This is a genomic window from Marinobacter nauticus, from assembly GCF_003634635.1.
GTDB lineage: Bacteria > Pseudomonadota > Gammaproteobacteria > Pseudomonadales > Oleiphilaceae > Marinobacter > Marinobacter nauticus.
This window is the reverse complement of sequence record NZ_RBJB01000004.1, coordinates 617,784-634,435: the sequence shown is the minus strand read 5'-3', so window position 1 is coordinate 634,435 and position 16,652 is coordinate 617,784. Positions and strand designations below refer to the sequence as shown.

The 16,652-nt window shown below is 58.2% G+C and carries 15 protein-coding genes; 3 read left to right on the top strand and 12 right to left on the bottom strand.

Features of this window, described 5'->3' with window-relative positions; genetic code table 11:
* Positions 1-28 precede the first annotated feature (28 nt).
* Positions 29-1,762 carry a GGDEF/EAL domain-containing response regulator gene (locus C7436_RS14275; protein WP_113879515.1) on the bottom strand — a complete coding sequence of 578 codons (1,734 nt, stop codon included), beginning with the start codon at positions 1,760-1,762 and terminating at the stop codon, positions 29-31.
* A 146-nt stretch (positions 1,763-1,908) separates the two neighbouring features.
* Between C7436_RS14275 and rep the strand changes: the two genes are divergently transcribed.
* Complete coding sequence (gene rep / locus C7436_RS14270; protein ID WP_121208234.1) at positions 1,909-3,927, top strand: DNA helicase Rep; 2,019 nt, start codon at positions 1,909-1,911, stop codon at positions 3,925-3,927.
* Between the two features lie 50 nt (positions 3,928-3,977).
* On the opposite strand, the gene C7436_RS14265 is transcribed toward rep, so the two are convergent.
* Positions 3,978-4,391 carry a c-type cytochrome gene (locus tag C7436_RS14265; protein ID WP_041654495.1) on the bottom strand — a complete coding sequence of 138 codons (414 nt, stop codon included), beginning with the start codon at positions 4,389-4,391 and terminating at the stop codon, positions 3,978-3,980.
* A 197-nt stretch (positions 4,392-4,588) separates the two neighbouring features.
* On the opposite strand from C7436_RS14265, the gene C7436_RS14260 reads away from it, so the two are divergent.
* The gene (locus C7436_RS14260) at positions 4,589-4,930 is read left to right on the top strand and encodes a hypothetical protein (protein WP_011784005.1); all 342 of its coding nucleotides are present in this window, start codon (positions 4,589-4,591) and stop codon (positions 4,928-4,930) included.
* A gap of 9 nt (positions 4,931-4,939) precedes the next feature.
* Complete coding sequence (locus C7436_RS14255; protein WP_121208233.1) at positions 4,940-6,037, top strand: phospholipase A; 1,098 nt, start codon at positions 4,940-4,942, stop codon at positions 6,035-6,037.
* 166 nt (positions 6,038-6,203) lie between these two features.
* On the opposite strand, the gene C7436_RS14250 is transcribed toward C7436_RS14255, so the two are convergent.
* The 10 genes from C7436_RS14250 to C7436_RS14205 form a co-directional block, all read right to left on the bottom strand.
* Positions 6,204-7,556, bottom strand: a complete 1,353-nt coding sequence (locus C7436_RS14250; RefSeq protein ID WP_121208232.1) for a phosphohexomutase domain-containing protein — start codon at positions 7,554-7,556, stop codon at positions 6,204-6,206.
* 181 nt (positions 7,557-7,737) lie between these two features.
* The gene (gene bfr / locus C7436_RS14245; protein ID WP_014420324.1) at positions 7,738-8,214 is read right to left on the bottom strand and encodes a bacterioferritin; all 477 of its coding nucleotides are present in this window, start codon (positions 8,212-8,214) and stop codon (positions 7,738-7,740) included.
* Positions 8,215-8,330: 116 nt separating this feature from the next.
* Complete coding sequence (locus C7436_RS14240; protein WP_011784001.1) at positions 8,331-8,537, bottom strand: bacterioferritin-associated ferredoxin; 207 nt, start codon at positions 8,535-8,537, stop codon at positions 8,331-8,333.
* Positions 8,538-8,636: 99 nt separating this feature from the next.
* Positions 8,637-9,926, bottom strand: a complete 1,290-nt coding sequence (pepQ, locus tag C7436_RS14235) for a Xaa-Pro dipeptidase (RefSeq protein WP_121208231.1) — start codon at positions 9,924-9,926, stop codon at positions 8,637-8,639.
* A 1-nt stretch (position 9,927) separates the two neighbouring features.
* Positions 9,928-10,833 carry a LysR family transcriptional regulator gene (locus tag C7436_RS14230; protein WP_014420322.1) on the bottom strand — a complete coding sequence of 302 codons (906 nt, stop codon included), beginning with the start codon at positions 10,831-10,833 and terminating at the stop codon, positions 9,928-9,930.
* Positions 10,834-10,908: 75 nt separating this feature from the next.
* Positions 10,909-11,919 (bottom strand): ABC transporter ATP-binding protein, encoded by a 1,011-nt coding sequence (locus tag C7436_RS14225; protein ID WP_014420321.1) that lies wholly within the window; start codon positions 11,917-11,919, stop codon positions 10,909-10,911.
* A complete protein-coding gene (locus C7436_RS14220) occupies positions 11,916-12,914 on the bottom strand; it encodes an ABC transporter ATP-binding protein (RefSeq protein WP_121208230.1) in 999 nt (332 codons plus the stop codon). Before C7436_RS14220 ends, C7436_RS14225 begins: the two co-directional genes overlap by 4 nt.
* 4 nt (positions 12,915-12,918) lie before the next feature.
* Complete coding sequence (locus C7436_RS14215; protein ID WP_121208229.1) at positions 12,919-13,851, bottom strand: ABC transporter permease; 933 nt, start codon at positions 13,849-13,851, stop codon at positions 12,919-12,921.
* The gene (locus C7436_RS14210; protein ID WP_011783995.1) at positions 13,848-14,897 is read right to left on the bottom strand and encodes an ABC transporter permease; all 1,050 of its coding nucleotides are present in this window, start codon (positions 14,895-14,897) and stop codon (positions 13,848-13,850) included. Before C7436_RS14210 ends, C7436_RS14215 begins: the two co-directional genes overlap by 4 nt.
* Before the next feature lie 81 nt (positions 14,898-14,978).
* Positions 14,979-16,541, bottom strand: a complete 1,563-nt coding sequence (locus C7436_RS14205; protein WP_011783994.1) for an ABC transporter substrate-binding protein — start codon at positions 16,539-16,541, stop codon at positions 14,979-14,981.
* Positions 16,542-16,652: the final 111 nt, after the last annotated feature.

Here is a 16,652-nt window from a genome sequence, read left to right as displayed (position 1 = left end):
CGGAATTAATGCGCAAAGGTACAGCGGCTTACTTCTGCAGGCAAGCGGACTGGTTCTGGCGGTTCATGAATTGCACCAGATCGTTCCAGGGCATCGGGCGGGCGTAATAGTAGCCCTGGATTTCGTCGCAGTGTTGCTGGCGCAGGAATTCCAGCTGGCCTTCGGTTTCCACCCCTTCGGCCACCACGCTGATCTGCAGGCTGTGAGCCAGACTGATAATGGCCCGGATAATATGCTCGGCATCGGCAGACTGGCCCAGTTCCTGGACAAAGGACTTGTCGATCTTCACCAGCGAGATTGGCAGGTGCTGCAGATTGCTCAGGGAGGAAAAGCCAGTACCGAAATCGTCCAGCGCAAAACTGATGCCCAACTGATTGAGCTCCCGCAGGCAGCGCTGGGCGTATTCCGGGTCGTGCATCATGGCGCTTTCGGTCAGCTCCAGTTCCAGCAGGCTGGTATCGACGTTGGCATTGAAGATGATACGAAAGATGGTTTCGGTCATCTTGCGATCGTGGAACTGCCGGAACGACAGGTTGACCGCAAACACCAGTCCGGGAAAGCCCAGCTCGGTGGATTCCTGCAAGCGCTTGCAGGCCTGCTCGATAACCCAGTAGCCGATGGGCACAATCAGACCACTGCGCTCGGCCACCGGGATAAACTCATCGGGACCCACCAGGCCGCGCTCCGGGTGATTCCAGCGCAACAGGCACTCGACCCCTCGCACCTCCTCGGTCGCGAGGTCAATCCGTGGCTGATAATACAGCTCCAGTTCCTTGCCCCGCAGGGCATTGCGAAGGTCGGCTTCGAGCCGGAGCTGATAGCCTGCGGAAATGTGCAGCTGCCGGTCGTAAAACCGGTAACTGGTACCCGGATCGCGTTTGGCTTCGAACATCGCACGGTTAGCCCGCCGGAGCAGTTCTTCCGGGCTGTCACCGGCCTCCGGATAGGTGGCCACGCCCAGGCTGGCGCTGACCACCACATTCTGGCCATCCACCATCACCGGCTCATCCAGCGCCGAGACCACCTTGCGAATGATCTGGGTGATATCCAGCGAGTCTTCCACTTTCTCGACGATGATGGCCAGTTCGTCACCACCGATGCGCATCAACGAGTCCACCCGTCGCAACGTTTGCCGCAGCCGCTCCGCCAGCCGAAGCATGAGCTGATCACTCTTCTGGTAACCAAAGGATTCGTTGATATTACGGAAATCATCGATATTCAGGTGCAACAACGCCAGGCGATGATTCGCCCGCTCAGCCCTCAGCACCGCCTGCTGTAACCGATCGAAGAACAGGTCCCGGTTGATGAAGCCGGTGGCCACTTCACGGCCAAGCTGGCCATTTGCCGACTGCGTGAGCTGGGAGCGGTACCACAGGCATTTGATGGAGCGTCGGAAATTCCAGGGATCTAACTCGCGGCGGCTCAGGTAGTCCGATGCACCATTTTCAACCAGGTACCGGGCTTTTTCTCCGCAGGATTCGGCGCTCATGGCCAGAATGGGTTTGTCCTCACTGGATACCGACAGATATTGCAGAAACGACGCTTCCGAGCCGCCATGGAACACGCAGTCCCACACGATCACATCGAAGCTGGCGTTGGAAATAAGATCATCACAGTCCACCAGATCCGGGCACCAGGTGGCGTCACTGCAGATTTCGGAATCATCCGCGAGCATGGCGCTGAACCAGAGATAGTCGGCGTATTCCGGTGTCAGCACCAGAAGGCGCAAACAATCAGGCCTGGTGTCGGTGGGCAGTGTCATCTGGCGAGATCCATATATCGGTACAGAACAGCGTAGTCCATTACATAAAGAATAGCTGATAGATCGGCAAGGTACAGCATGCCGGCCTGGTGTAGAATAGCCAGACGCAAAAAACCCATGCCCCGTTCCCCTTTGGCACCAACACTGTGAACAAGCTCAATCCCAGACAACATGAAGCGGTACGCTACGCCGACGGCCCCCTGCTGGTGCTGGCCGGTGCCGGCAGCGGCAAAACCAGCGTGATTACCCGCAAGATTGCCTATCTGATTGAGGAACTGGGCATCCCGGGGCGACACATTGCCGCCGTCACCTTTACCAACAAAGCCGCCCGGGAGATGAAAGAGCGTGTGGGCCGCATTGTCGATCGGGGCAAAACCCGGGGCCTTATCGTATCAACATTTCACAATCTTGGCCTGAACATGATCCGGGAGGAGCACACCCACCTGGGCTACCACCCAGGCTTCTCCATTTTCGACGCCGAAGATGCCAAGGCGCTGCTGCAGGATCTGATGATGCGCGAAGCCAGCGCCGAGGCCGGCGACGAGCTGAACGATGTGCAGATGACCATCTCGTCCTGGAAAAACGCCATGCGCAGCCCTGCGAAGGCCTACAGCAAAGCGGCAGACGAGCGTGAGCAGCGCATTGCCATCGTTTACAAGCACTACAACGAATACCTGAAAGCCTACAACGCGGTGGATTTCGACGACCTGATTCTGCTGCCGGTGCAGCTGTTCCGGGACAACCCGGAAGTGCTTGCCAAGTGGCGCCGGAAAATCCGCTACATGCTGGTGGATGAGTACCAGGACACCAACGTGTGCCAGTACGAGCTCGTAAAACAGCTGGTGGCCGAGCGGGCGGCGTTTACCGTGGTGGGCGATGACGACCAGTCCATCTACGCCTGGCGCGGCGCCCGGCCGGAGAACCTGGCCCAGTTGAAAGATGACTTCCCGAGCCTGAAGATCGTCAAACTGGAGCAGAACTACCGCTCCACCAGCCGGATCCTGCGCTGCGCCAACACGGTGATCGCCAACAACCCCCACGTGTTCGAGAAGGCGCTGTGGAGTGACCACACCATTGGCGAGGAAATCCGCATCATCCGCTGCCGCAACGAAGATGCCGAAACCGAGCGGGTGGCCACCGAGATCCTCGATCAGAAGCTGAAAAACGGCCTCGACTTCAGGGACTTCGCAGTCCTTTACCGGGGCAACCACCAGGCACGGCTGCTGGAAATGAAACTGCAGGCCTACCAGATTCCCTACCGCATCTCCGGCGGTCAGTCGTTTTTCTCCAAGAACGAGATCAAGGATGCGATGTCGTACCTGCGGCTGATGATCAACCCGGACGACGATGCGGCCTTCCTGCGGGTGGTGAACGTGCCGCGCCGGGAGATTGGCCCGCGCACCCTGGAACAGTTAAGTCACTATGCCCGGTCACGCAATGTCAGTCTGTTCAAGGCCCTGGGGGATATGGGGGCGGAAACCCACGTCACCGAGAAAGGTCTGGACCGACTGAGACGGTTCGCCCACTGGGTCGACAAAACCTGCGAGCGCCTGTTCTCGGAAGACCCGATCCCGGTCATCAAACAGTTGTTCACTGACATCGAGTACGAAGAGTGGCTGCACCAGCATTCCGGTAGCCCGAAACAGGCCGAACGCCGGATGGAGAACATCTGGTACCTGGTGGAGTCGATCCAGCGCATGCTGGACGACGGCAAGGGCACCGCCGACGAAATCGGCATTGAGGACGCCATCGCCAAGCTGGTACTGCGGGACATGATGGAGCAGCGGGAAGAGGAAGACGACAGCGACAAGGTTCAGTTGCTGACTCTGCACGCTTCCAAGGGGCTGGAGTTTCCCCATGTGTTCATTATGGGCCTGGAGGAAGAGATTCTGCCGCACCGCAGCAGCATCGAGGAAGGCAACATTGAAGAAGAGCGCCGCCTGATGTACGTGGGCATTACCCGGGCCAGGGAAACCCTGGCGCTGACTTACGCGGCTTCCCGAAAACAATACGGGGAAAAACTGGAGACCATTCCCAGCCGCTTTCTGGATGAGTTGCCGGAAGAGGATGTGAAATGGGAAGGACTGGGCGACCAGGACAAAGAAGCGAACCAGAAAAAGGGCAAGGCGACTCTCAGCGCCCTGATTGGCGATCTGGGCCTGTAGAAACAACAAACCCCGCTCGGGGCGGGGTTTGTCAGGTCGTTACAGATTGCTTACTTGCTCTGCTCAACCATATGCTCAACGGCAGCGGTGATTTCCTCATCCGGGCAGTTGGCACAGCCACCTTTGGCCGGCATGGCATTGAAGCCATTGATGGCGTGATCAATCAGGGTATCGATACCCTTCTCAATGCGCGGAGCCCAGGCAGCGGCATCGCCAATGACCGGAGCGCCGGCTGCGCCGGTGGTATGACACGCCATGCACACGGCGTCGTAGACTTCACTGCCAGAACGCGGGCCGGAGCTGGCTGTCTCAGCAGGTGCAGCAGCCTCGCCACACTCTTCACCCTGCAGACACACTTCGCCCACCGGCTTGATGCGCTCGCGGATTTCGTCTTCAACACTTGCCACTGCGGCGCCGGCGGCCAGGCCAAAACCAAGCAGAACAACAGCCAGGACTCTCTTCATCTTCACAATGCACCTCGCATTTGAGCGTTATAATCTTTCGGTCGCCGCATTATAGCGATTGAGCCTCCGCAAAAAAACCAGAGAGCAAAATCAGAATTTGATTTCAACCATTTTAATGACAGTTTCGTAGGTTGTAGCTCCTTTGCCATGGATTCCGGTTACCATAGCGTTCATTCACTCAAACCCAGAGTCGCCGCATGAACCAACAGCAACAGACGACCCCGGACAAGCGCCGAAAAACCTTACTGATCCTGGAGTTTTCCAGCCTGGCGGTACTGCTGATCTCGATGGCCTGGTTCAGCAACCAGTCAAGCGATGGCACCCCGCTTTCTGCCGGCTGGCTGCTGATTCCGGCGTTTGCCAGCCTGGGCGTTTTTCTGAGTTTTATCGGGTTGATGTATCTACGCTGGGTCGCCTCGGCGAACGACCAGCGCCGCCCCCGCCATCGCGCGATCTTCGCCCTGCTGACCCTCACCCTGCTTGGGGTCTGGATTTACGGCATTGCCAACACCTGGATAAGCCTGAGTACCGCCCAATAAGGAGCCCCCATGACCCCCAGCCTCAAGCTGCTACCCCTGATTCTGTTGGGCACGGCCAATCTGGTTGTTGCCCAGGATCGGCCAGAGGAACCCGATGTTAACTGCGCGCTGATCAAGGAAGGTGTGCAACGGCTGGCCTGCTATGACGCCAAGTACAACCCTCAGGCCGAGCGTGACCAGGCCAGCGAGGAACAGCTGGAAGAAGCCGAGGCGGATGCAGAGGAACTGGTGGCCGACAAGAAAACCCGGGAGAAGATCGTGGGTAATGCCCTGGAAGACGATCCTGATGACGGGGTGATGGCCGCGCTGGTGGACAACTATCTTTCTGCCGAGCGGGCAATCTTCTCGTTTACCGGCAGTTTCGTGACTCATCAGCCCAATTACATTCTGCCGATCACCTGGGTGGACGACCCCAATGCCTTGCCCGCAAGCCCGCGACTGGGAGCTATCGATTATGACTACAACCTGGAAAACGAGGAAGCCAAGTACCAGATCAGCTTCAAGGTTCCGTTGCTGACGGGCATTTTCGACGACCGCACAACCTTCTGGTTTGGCTACACCCAAAAATCTTTTTGGCAGGTCTACAATCAGGATGAATCGGCGCCTTTCCGGGAGACCAACTATGAGCCGGAGCTGTTTTTCAGGCACGCCCTGAACTGGGATCTCGGCCCCGGAACGCTGAGTGCGGTGTCGGTGGGCTTCAATCATCAGTCAAACGGGCAGTCTGACCCCCGATCCCGGAGCTGGAACCGGATTATGGGTTCCGTTGCCTATAGTGTGGACCGCTGGCTGTTTATGGTTCAGCCCTGGTACCGCTTGCCTGAAAACAGCAGCAGCGACGACAACGAAGACATCGAACGCTATCTGGGCCATGCCAGTTATCACGCTGTTTACAAGCTGACGGAAGACCGGACCTTTTCGTTGAAGCTGTTGAATAATCTGCGGTCAGATAACCGTACGTCGGTGGAGTTCGGGTACAGTTTTCCGATGGGGGATACGCTTAAAGGGTTCTTCCAGTATTACAACGGGTATGGGGAGAGCCTGATTGACTATAACGAGCGAATTGAGCGGGTCGGGTTTGGCATTATGCTAAATGACTGGCTCTAGGCACTGGTGCAAGACCAGGATGGCGGTACCCCCTTCTGAAACACGCTCCTTCGGCACATCCTTGTGACGCTTGAGCTCCGCCATCCCTGGCTCCGCACAGTTCCAGAAGGGGGTACCGCCACCCTGGCCCCACAAACTTCAGGGGCCTTCTAACACTGCCAGCCTTTTAAACGTTCAGCCTTTTCATTTCTTCCAGCAGTTCTTCAGTTTTCGCTTCCATCAACGCTTTATCGCCACGGGCCTCAACATTCAGGCGAACCACCGGTTCGGTGTTGGACATGCGCAGGTTGAAGCGCCAGTTGTCGAATTCCACACTCAGGCCGTCGACATGGCTGACGGATTTCGCGCCCACGCCGTACTTGGCTTCGATGGCGGCGATGACTTTCGGGGGATCGCTGATGGTGCGGTTGATTTCACCGCTGGCCGGGTAGGCTTCGATGCGGGCGTCGATCAGGGATGACAGGGTCTGGCTGCTCTGGCACAGGCGCTCGGCCACGAGCAGCCAGGGGATCATGCCGCTGTCGCAGTAGGCGAAGTCGCGGAAGTAGTGGTGGGCGCTCATTTCGCCCCCATAGACGGCGTCTTCGTCGCGCATTCTCTGTTTGATGAAGGCGTGGCCAGTCTTGCTTTCGATGGCTTCGCCGCCAGCAGCTTCAACCAGATCCAGCGTGTTCCAGGTCAGGCGGGGATCGTGAATAACTTTGCCGCCACCGGTCTTGCGCAGGAACTGGTCCGCCAGCAGGCCGACGATGTAGTAGCCTTCGATAAAGCGGCCGGTTTCGTCGAAGAAGAAGCAGCGGTCGTAGTCGCCGTCCCAGGCAATGCCCATGGCGGCGCCATTCTGGAGTACGGCATCGGCAGTCGCGGAGCGGTTTTCCGGCAGGATCGGGTTGGGCACACCATTCGGGAAGTGACCATCGGCTTCGTGATGAACCTTGATGAAGTCGAACGGCAGATGCTGTTCCAGTTCGTCGATCACCAGGCCAGCACCACCGTTGCCGGCATTACAGACGATGGTCATGGGCTTCAGTGAGCCTGCATCAATGTAGCCCAGCAGATGGTCAACGTACGCGCTCATTACTTCCAGGGTTTCGTATTTGCCCTGCTCTGCGGCGTCAGAGAACGGCTCCAGCACCCGGTCCCGGATGTCGTTCAGGCCGTTGTCCGAACTGATCGGCCGGGATTCCGGGCCCACCATTTTCATGCCGTTGTGGTCTTTGGGGTTGTGGCTGGCCGTCACCATGATACCGCCGTCCATCTGGTAGTGACTGGTGGCAAAGTACACCTGTTCGGTGCCGCACAGGCCAATATCAAACACATCGGCGCCGGCCGCCATCAGGCCGGAGCTCAACGCTTCTGCTATTTCGGGGCTGGACAGCCGGATGTCGTAACCGACGATGACTTTTTTGGCGCCGGTGATTTCAACGTAGGCGCGGCCGATTTTCTCAGCCAGGATTGGGTTTAGCTGGTCAGGTACTCGGCCACGCAGGTCGTAGGCTTTGAAGCAGGACAGGTCCATTTCAGTCTCCGGAGTGGTTTATTAACCGCGTTGGGCCAGAATATCTGGCCGATCTGGGCGACTATTCTACCTGTTTCGACAGGCAATCGGGGAAGCACCCGGAAAAAGGCAGGGGGGAACAGAGCGGAGAGAGCGCGCCACCGGCCCGCAGAGTGCGCCGGTGGCCGGAAAGCCGGGGAGTTTACTCAGCAGCCGCGGACTGCAGCTGGATATAGTTCTGGATGCCCATCTGGGAAATCATTTCCAGCTGGGTTTCGAGCCAGTCGATGTGTTCTTCCTCGCTGTCGAGGATGCTCCGGAACAGTTCACGGCTGGTAAAATCCTGAACCTGCTCACAGTAGATGATGGCTTCTTTCAGGTCTGTGTGCGCGGTGTGCTCGAGCTTGAGATCGCACTCGATCATTTCCTGAACATTCTCGCCAATCAGCAATTTGTTCAGATCCTGCAGATTTGGCAGGCCCTCAAGGAAGAGAATTCGCTCGATCAGCTGATCGGCGTGTTTCATTTCATCGATGGATTCTTCGTATTCTTTCGCCGCGAGCTTGGTGATACCCCAGTCTTTGTACATTCTCGAATGCAGGAAGTACTGGTTAATGGCCGTCAGCTCGTTGGCGAGGACCTTGTTCAGATGCTGGATGACTTTTTTGTCGCCTTTCATAACTGGATTCCTTGTGTCGCGAAAGCGTTAACTCACAAGGATAGTCGGTTTAACGGCAATAAAAAATCACGGATGTGAAAGAGGTGCAATTGCAATATGTGGACAGGCCCGCCTGGTCAGGCGGGTTGCGCCAGCATGTTGGCGAGCGCCATATAATCCGGTGACCGGGACTCTTTCAGAATTTCCCGGGCAGTGCAGGCGCAACGACCACACTGACGGCCGACGCCAAGTTCCTTGCCGAGCTGGCGCATGGAACTGACACCGCTTTCAGCGGCTTCGCGGATTTCTCTGTCTGTTACCCCGTAACACAGGCAAACGTACATAGGGCGCTCTCACTAACAGCACTAAAGTTAGTGATAATTATTGTTATTAACAAACAGGATTGCAACCCTTTTGCAGTCAGTTTTTGTAGTAAAAAGTGACTATTCGCATTCTCGCGTTAAGTTCCGGGCCCCGGCCGCTGTGACCACCACATTATCTTCAATCCGGATTCCACCACAGCTCTTCAGTTCATCAATCAGCGCCCGGTTCAGATACTGGGCTTCAGGCCCGTTCAGCAAAGGCTCCAGCAGCGATGGAATAAAATAGAGCCCCGGCTCGATGGTGACCACCATGCCGGCTTCCAGGGTGCGGGTCAGGCGCAGGAACGGCGCATCTTCCGGGGACGGCGTCGGTTTGCCGGCGACATCGTGCACCTGAATGCCCAGAAAATGCCCTATGCCATGGGGAAAGAACGCCCGGGTAATGCCCTGCTCCACCATGGCTTCATCCGCTAAACCGAACACCAGCCCCGAAGCTGATAGCAGGGCCGCAATGCCCAGGTGAGCCTTGCGGTGAATGTCCACGTAGTCCACGCCGGGCGACACCATCTCGCATAGCCGCAGCTGCAGTTTCTCCAGCCCGTGAACCAGCGCGGTGAATCTCGGCTCATCCGGCCCGGCGGTGGTGCGGGTTATATCTGAACAGTAGCCACGGTAGCGCACCCCGGCATCAATCAGCAGACTGCGGGGCCGGCGGGGTGGCTGCAGGTCGTAGTACTGGTAGTGCAGTGTGCCGGCATGTTCGTTCAAACCGATGATGCTGTGATAGGGTGCCTCCACTTCCCGCTGGCCGGTGGCCTGCTGGTAGGCGAGACTGATACCAAATTCGCTGTCGCCGGCCAGAAACGCCTCTCTGGCCGCCCTGTGACCGGCCAGGGCAATCCGGTTAGCGTGTGCCAGGCATTCAATTTCGTACGGAGTTTTGTGCACGCGGGTTTCTTCCACGGCTGCCACCAGTGCCGCCGGGTTATGATCTCCCGGCACGCCTTCTAGCACCAGCGGATCACCGATTATCGCCAGCCTCCCCGGGCTATCTAGCTCCGGGGCGCCAGCCTGCTGCCGGCTGCGAACGTCTACAACCTCCAGCCAGGGCTCTTCAGCCATCACCGGGTTGGCGTGCCAGAAGTCCACCGGCTGGTATAGCCAGAGCACCGGTTTCTGGCCGGGCCGAACCAACAGCCAGCTGTGCTCCTGGCCAGCCAGCCCGGTCCAGTGCAGAAACGGGCCGAAGCCCTGGAATACATAGGCCTGATCATCCCGATACCGGTAGGGCGCCGCGCCCGAGGCAATCAGCAGGCTGTCATAACCGTGGTCAGCCATGGCCCGTTCGTACCGGTTCCGCAGCTCACGGATGTGGGCAGGCTGCAGGTCGAGGATGTCGTGATTTGGCATATCAGGTTTCCAGTTGTTTCCAGAGATTCAGTATGTCGTCTGAGCGGGCGTCACTCAGGCGGATCAAACGTATTTCCAGCGGTACGTCCCAGCGCTCATCACCAGCCCGTACCAGGCGACCGAACTGTTCGCTTTTTTCCGTCATCCGCTTGGGCAGCCAGCCCATGCCGAAGCCCTGTTTGACCAGGGCCTTGATGCTCGCGGACTGGGTATTCTCGTTCAGTGGCAAAAGATTCGCCGGCAGCTTGCCGCGTTGCAGATGCCCGTCGATAGCCGACTGCAAAAAACCACGGCTGTGGTAGGCAATCAGGGGCACAGGCTGTTCATCGGTGCCTGGCAACCGGTAACGGGGCTCGCCCTGCTCATTGGCGATACTGACCGGCACCAGTGCTTCCCTGCCGATCGTCTGCCACTGAAACTTGTCACTTGCCAGGCGATCTCCCCAGGGCAAATCCGGGTGCCAGTAACACAACACCAGGTCACATTCGCCGCTTTCCAGGGCATCCAGAAACTGCTCCCCCACCCAGTTGGTGGCGGTCAGGTTCAGCTGAAGGCGCTCGGCAATGCCCATCTCCGTCGCCCAACCCTGATAAAAATGTGAAAACAGCCCCTGAGTAGAACCAACGCTGATGCGGGCAGACGCTTCCGCATCCAGAGCGGCTATCCGGTCCCGGGTGTCCCGGACCTCCCGGGTGATGCGTTCACACAGTTCCTGAAACACTTCTCCGGCCGGGGTCAGGGACAATGGCAGAGTCTGCCGATTGATCAGGGTGGTGCCCATGGATTCCTCCAGCAGCTTGATGCGCCGGCTGAACGTAGGCTGGCTCACGTGCTGCTGTTCGGCAGCCCGTGAGAAGTGGCGCGTGCGGGCAAGCGCCAGAAAGTCTTCCAGCCAGCGTATTTCCATGGGAACCCCTGAGGTTTGGCAATGATCACAACCGGTACGTTGCTGCAGGCATGATAGCCTATGCGCGCCCGGCCGTTACAAACGCCCTTCCTCAACGGCGTGACAGGCCACCTGCGCCCCGCCGTCGGTGGCGATCAGCTGTGGAACTTCCTGCCGGCAACGCTCATTGGCATAGGGGCAGCGGCCGTGGAACACGCACCCCGAGGGCAGATTCACCGGCGTGGGCACCTCGCCCTGAAGGCGAATGTGATTGGGCCGGTCATCCTCGAGTTTCGGGATGGCCGACAGCAACGCCTGGGTATAGGGATGCCGGGGCATGGCGAACAGGGTTTTGGTGTCTGCCAGCTCACACACCCGGCCCAGGTACATGACGGCCACCCGGGTACCGAAGTGTTCTACCACCGCGAGATCGTGGGTAATGAACAGGTAGGTCAGACCACGGCTTTCCTGGGCATCCATCAACAGATTCAGCACCTGGGCCTGGATAGACACATCCAGGGCCGAGATGGGCTCATCGGCAACGATAAATTCCGGGTCCACCGCCAGGGCGCGGGCAATGGCAATCCGCTGGCGCTGACCACCGGAAAACTCGTGGCCAAAGCGACTGCCCCAGTCCGGGTCGATACCCACCGAATGCATCACTTCGTGAATCTTGTCCCGCACCTGAACCGGGGACCAGTCCGGATGGTGGAAACGGATCGGCTCTTCCAGGGTCTGCTGAATCGTCATTCGCGGATTCAGGGAAGCATAGGGATTCTGGAAGATCATCTGCATCTTGCGGCGGTAGGGCAGCGCAGCCTTACCTTCCAGATTATCAATCCGCTGGCCGCCATAGTGGATCTCTCCAGCGCTCGGCGAGAGCAACCCCATCACGGTGCGGGCGACGGTGGATTTGCCACAACCGGACTCACCGACCACACACAGGGCCTCGCCCTTCTGCACCTCCAGGTTCACACCGTTGATGGCGTGCACCGCTTCCTGTTTACGGCGCAAACGCCCACCTTCAAACCGGAGCTGCTCAAGGAAGCTGCCGGACAGATCAAAACGTTTTTCCAGACCGCGGATACTTACCAGAGGGGAGGTCATGATTCGGCCTCCTGCATGCGTTTCTCCTGCTCAATCAGGTTGGCAACTTCGTAACAGGCGACGTCAACGTTGCCGGAACGCACATATTCCGGCATGGCGCGCTTGCACTGGTCGGTGGCGAAGTTACAGCGGGGATGGAACGGACAACCCGAAGGCACATTCTTCAGGGATGGCATGGAGCCAGGTATCTGGAACAGCCGCGCACCCGGTTCACCCATCTGGGGCAGCGCGTTGATCAGCCCCTGGGTGTAGGGATGCCGGGCATCATTGATGATTTCCCGGGTCGGGCCCTGTTCGATGATCCGGCCGGAGTACATGACCAGCATGCGCTGGGTCACCTGCGAGACCACCCCGAGATCGTGGGTGATCAGCATCAGCGCCACGTTTTCCTGCTCACACAGGTTCAGCAGCAGGTCCATGATCTCGGCCTGGATGGTCACATCCAGGGCGGTCGTGGGCTCATCGGCAATAATGATTTCCGGGTCCAACAGCAGGGCGATGGCAATGATCACTCGCTGGCGCATGCCCCCCGACAATTCATGGGGATACTGGTCCAGCCGCTTTTCCGGCGAGGGAATCTGCACTTTCTGCAGGCGATCCAGAGCAATGGCCCTCGCCTCTTTCTTGCTGATCTTCCGGTGTGCCAGGATCGCCTCCACCATCTGGGTGCCGATGGTGAGCACCGGGTTCAGGGTCATCATCGGATCCTGGAAAATCATGGCGATGCGGTTGCCACGGATTTTGCGCAGCTCCCGCTCGCTCATGGCGGCCAGATCTTTGCCTTCAAACAGAATCTGGCCACCGGCGATATAACCGGGCTTGGCAATCAGGTTCAGGATAGAGAAGGCCGCCACTGATTTGCCGGCACCGGATTCACCCACCAGGCCCAGCCGCTCGCCCTTGTCCAGGCTGAAACTAATACGACGCAGGGCGGTCAGATCGCCACCGCGCACCGCGAAACGTACATCCAGGTTTTTCACTTCCAACAGTGCCATGGTGTTACCCCTTATACAGCCGTGGGTTCATCACATCCCGCAACCAGTCACCCAACAGATTGATGACCAGCACGAGCACCACCAGCACCAGGCCTGGGATCAGGGTGATCCACCAGGAACCGCTCTGGATGTAGTCAAAACCGGATTTGATCAACGAACCCAGTGACGGCTGGGTTTCCGGCATGCCAAGGCCGAGGAACGACAGCGCCGCTTCGGAGATAATGGCATTGGCAATCTGTACCGTGGCAATCACAAAAATGGGCGACAGGGTATTGGGCAGTATGTGCCGGAACATGATGCGTGGCGTACCGAACCCCATCACCTTGGCCGCGTCCACATACTCCTTTTTCTTCTCCGCCAGCACCGAGGCCCGCACGGTACGGGCAATCTGCGGCCATTCCGCCACGCCGATGATGAAGATCAGCATGTAGATGGCAATCTCACCGAACATCAGGTTGCCAAAACTGGCCTTGAACACCGCGCCGACAATGATCGCCACCATCAGGGTAGAGAACGACAGCTGCACGTCGGCAATGCGCATCAGGATGGCATCAACCTTACCGCCCAGATAGCCGGCCAGCAGGCCAAACAGGATACCCAGCGCCGCCTGCAGCACGACAGCCCCAAAGCCAATCATCAGCGACACCCGGGTGCCGTACAGAATGGTGGAGAGCAGGTCCCGCCCCTGGGCATCGGTGCCCAACGGGAACGCAGGATCAGCGCCGTCCAGGCCCACCGGTGGCAACTCGGAATTCATAATGTTGATCTGGGCCAGATCGTAGGGATCGGCCGGCGCCAGCAGAGGCGCAAACACCGCTGCCAGCACCATGGCCAGCAGCACCAGAAAACTGGCAATCGCTACCTTGTCGCGTTTGAAGCTGTACCAGAAAAAGGACTCGCGGAAGCGGTCCCAGCGGGAAACCGTTGCCGTTGTCATGCTTTCTTACCTGTCAGTTTGACGGTGGGATTGACCAGTCCGTAGATCAGGTCCACCAGTGTGTTGGTCACCACAAAGATCAGGCCCACTACCATCAGGTAAGCCACAATCAGGGGAATATCGCTGCGGGTGATGGCCTCCAGGAACATCAGGCCCAGACCCGGCCACTGAAACACCGTCTCGGTCAGGATGGTGTAGGCCACCATAATGCCGATCTGTACGCCACCCACGGTAATCACCGGCAGCATGGTGTTCTTCAGGGCATGCAGGAAATTGATACGGCCCGCGCTCAAACCCTTGGCCCGGGCATAGCGGATGTAATCGCTTTGCAGAACCTCCATCATCTCTGCCCGGATCAGGCGGATAAACAGAGGCAGCATAATGGACGCCAGCGACACGCAGGGCAGCACCAGATGGGCCAGGCCTTCGCTGGTAAACAGGCCGGATTCCCAGGTGCCGAACAGGTGCACCAGGTCATCACCACGGCCATAGGACGGCAGCCCACCTTCGGTGGTAAAGAAATCGTTGAGCCACTGGCCCCAACCGGTATCGGCCGGAAACCAGTTGACCGTCACACCAATGGAGAACAACTGAATCAGAACAATGGCCGTGAGAAACACCGGTATGGAAATACCGACCGTACTCACGCCCATGAAGAATTTGGACAGCCAGGCCTGGGGCCGGATGGCGGCGTACACGCCAATGGGGACCGACAGGAAGATGATGATCAGACTGGCGCCGATCACCAGTTCCAGGGTGGCTGGCAGATGTTCGGCAATCACTTCCAGCGCCGGCTTGCTGTAAAAATAGGAATTGCCCAGGTCGCCCTGTATGGCATTACCCGCAAACCGCAGGTACTGGACCAGGAAGGGGTCGTTCAGCCCCAGCTCCTCACGAATGGCTTCCCGCTCTTCGGCAGAGACGGACATGCCCACCATTTCCTGAAGCGGGTCCCCGAGGCCATCCTGAATGGCAAAGGCGATGATGCTGATCACAAACATGACCAGCAGCGCCTGGGATATCCGCTGAACCAAAAACGCTAGCATGAAGGATTTACCGTTGATGAATACGTGAAAGCCTCTCTCCCGCACCGGGAGAGAGGTTGGGTCTCAGGGAGCACGCTCCCCTTATTCGATAACCAGATCGCCCAGGTAGGGGAAGTTCATGACATTGAGCACCGGCTCGATGTTCACGCCCTTGCGGGAGGCCCAGGCCAGGTCCTGCCAGTGCAGCGGTACGAAGGCTGCGTCGTCGTACAGACGCTGTTCCACTTCCTGCAGCATGGCCGCACGCTTGTCCAGGTCGGTCTCCACGTTGGCTTTTTCCACCAGGGCATCGATTTCCGGGTTGCAGTAGTTGCCGGCGTTGTACTGGCCATCACCGCTGTCAGCATCCGGGCAGAAGGTGAGGAATTCATAGAAGTTGGCCGAATCCTCGGTGTCTGCGTGCCAGCCAATCAGCATCATATCGGCGGCACGGTTATCATACTCCGGCCAGTACTGGGCTTTCGGCAGGGTTTTCAGGTCCACCTTGATGTTGATGCGCGCCAGCATGGCCGCCGCTGCCTGCGCGATCTTGTCGTCGTTCACGTAGCGGTTGTTGGGGGCCATCATGGTGATGGTAAAGCCGTCCTCATAGCCGGCTTCTTTCATCAGCTGCTTGGCTTTCTCAACATCGAAGCGAGGCTTCAGGTTTTCGTTATGGCCCTGGTAACCCGCTGGCGACATCTGTGCTGCCGGCGTGGCAAAGCCTTTCATGATCTTGGCAGCAATACCTTCCTGGTTGATGGCGTAGGCGATGGCCTGGCGAACTTTCGGGTTCTTGAAGGCTTCAACCCGCTCCTGATTCATATGGAACAGGATGATACGGGTGCCGCTCATGGTCACCAGTTCGCTGTTGCGGTCGCGCTTGATGCGGTCCAGATCATTGGGTGGAACCGGAGCGATGAAGTCGACACCGCCAGACAGCAGGGCGGATACCCGGGTAGCGTTTTCCTTGATGGGAGTCAGCACGATCTTGCCCACGTTGCCCGGAGACTCAGTATCCCAGTAATCATCGAAACGCTCGAACTCGACACGCACGCCCTGTTTACGCTCGGTTACCGTGTAAGGACCGGTGCCGGACAGGTTCTCGGAAGCGAAGGAGTTGCCGTGCTTGAGGATGGCGTCCTTGTCTTTGCCATCTTCGGTCTGGCCGGAATAGAACTCACTGTCCAGCGGGAAAATGTAGGTGGCGGTGTTCAGCAGCAGAGGGTAAGGCTCGCTGGTGACCAGCTCGAAGGTGTAATCGTCGATCACATTGATGGCGCTGAAGGGTTTGAAAATCGCCTTGAAGTCCTGGCTTTCCTTCAGTCGCTCAAAGGTGAACTTCACGTCGGCCGTGGTCAGTTCGTTACCGGAATGGAACTTCACACCCTCGCGCAGCTTGAAGCGCATGGTTTTGTCGTCCACACGCTCCCAGCTTTCTGCCAGGCGCGGCTCGAAACCCAGATCTTTGGTCCAGCGCAACAGCGGATCAAAGGTCATGTGAGACAACTGCAGAATGCCGCCAGACAACTGCTCATGAATATCGAGGGTAACTGGATCGGCGTCGTACGCCATTTTCAGTTCTTTGGTCGCATCGGCTGCCAGGGCCAGAGGCGCAGACGCCAGGGCCATGGAGCCAACAAAAGCTGCCAGTATTTTTTTCATCGCGTTTTCCGTCGCTGTTTTAGGAATTTTCACGGAACATCGGTGCAGGACGGCACCGATTGCCTGGCAAACAAGCTAGTCTCGGAAAACCCTTACGGCAATCGAAATTGC

Excerpts from the sequence above, each read along its gene's own strand:
- C7436_RS14275 (WP_113879515.1), bottom strand. The coding sequence starts at position 1,762 with ATGACACTGCCCACCGACACCAGGCCTGATTGTTTGCGCCTTCTGGTG.
- C7436_RS14265 (WP_041654495.1), bottom strand. The coding sequence starts at position 4,391 with ATGAAGAGAGTCCTGGCTGTTGTTCTGCTTGGTTTTGGCCTGGCCGCC.
- C7436_RS14260 (WP_011784005.1), top strand. The coding sequence starts at position 4,589 with ATGAACCAACAGCAACAGACGACCCCGGACAAGCGCCGAAAAACCTTA.
- C7436_RS14255 (WP_121208233.1), top strand. The coding sequence starts at position 4,940 with ATGACCCCCAGCCTCAAGCTGCTACCCCTGATTCTGTTGGGCACGGCC.
- C7436_RS14250 (WP_121208232.1), bottom strand. The coding sequence starts at position 7,556 with ATGGACCTGTCCTGCTTCAAAGCCTACGACCTGCGTGGCCGAGTACCT.
- bfr (WP_014420324.1), bottom strand. The coding sequence starts at position 8,214 with ATGAAAGGCGACAAAAAAGTCATCCAGCATCTGAACAAGGTCCTCGCC.
- C7436_RS14240 (WP_011784001.1), bottom strand. The coding sequence starts at position 8,537 with ATGTACGTTTGCCTGTGTTACGGGGTAACAGACAGAGAAATCCGCGAA.
- pepQ (WP_121208231.1), bottom strand. The coding sequence starts at position 9,926 with ATGCCAAATCACGACATCCTCGACCTGCAGCCTGCCCACATCCGTGAG.
- C7436_RS14230 (WP_014420322.1), bottom strand. The coding sequence starts at position 10,833 with ATGGAAATACGCTGGCTGGAAGACTTTCTGGCGCTTGCCCGCACGCGC.
- C7436_RS14225 (WP_014420321.1), bottom strand. The coding sequence starts at position 11,919 with ATGACCTCCCCTCTGGTAAGTATCCGCGGTCTGGAAAAACGTTTTGAT.
- C7436_RS14220 (WP_121208230.1), bottom strand. The coding sequence starts at position 12,914 with ATGGCACTGTTGGAAGTGAAAAACCTGGATGTACGTTTCGCGGTGCGC.
- C7436_RS14215 (WP_121208229.1), bottom strand. The coding sequence starts at position 13,851 with ATGACAACGGCAACGGTTTCCCGCTGGGACCGCTTCCGCGAGTCCTTT.
- C7436_RS14210 (WP_011783995.1), bottom strand. The coding sequence starts at position 14,897 with ATGCTAGCGTTTTTGGTTCAGCGGATATCCCAGGCGCTGCTGGTCATG.
- C7436_RS14205 (WP_011783994.1), bottom strand. The coding sequence starts at position 16,541 with ATGAAAAAAATACTGGCAGCTTTTGTTGGCTCCATGGCCCTGGCGTCT.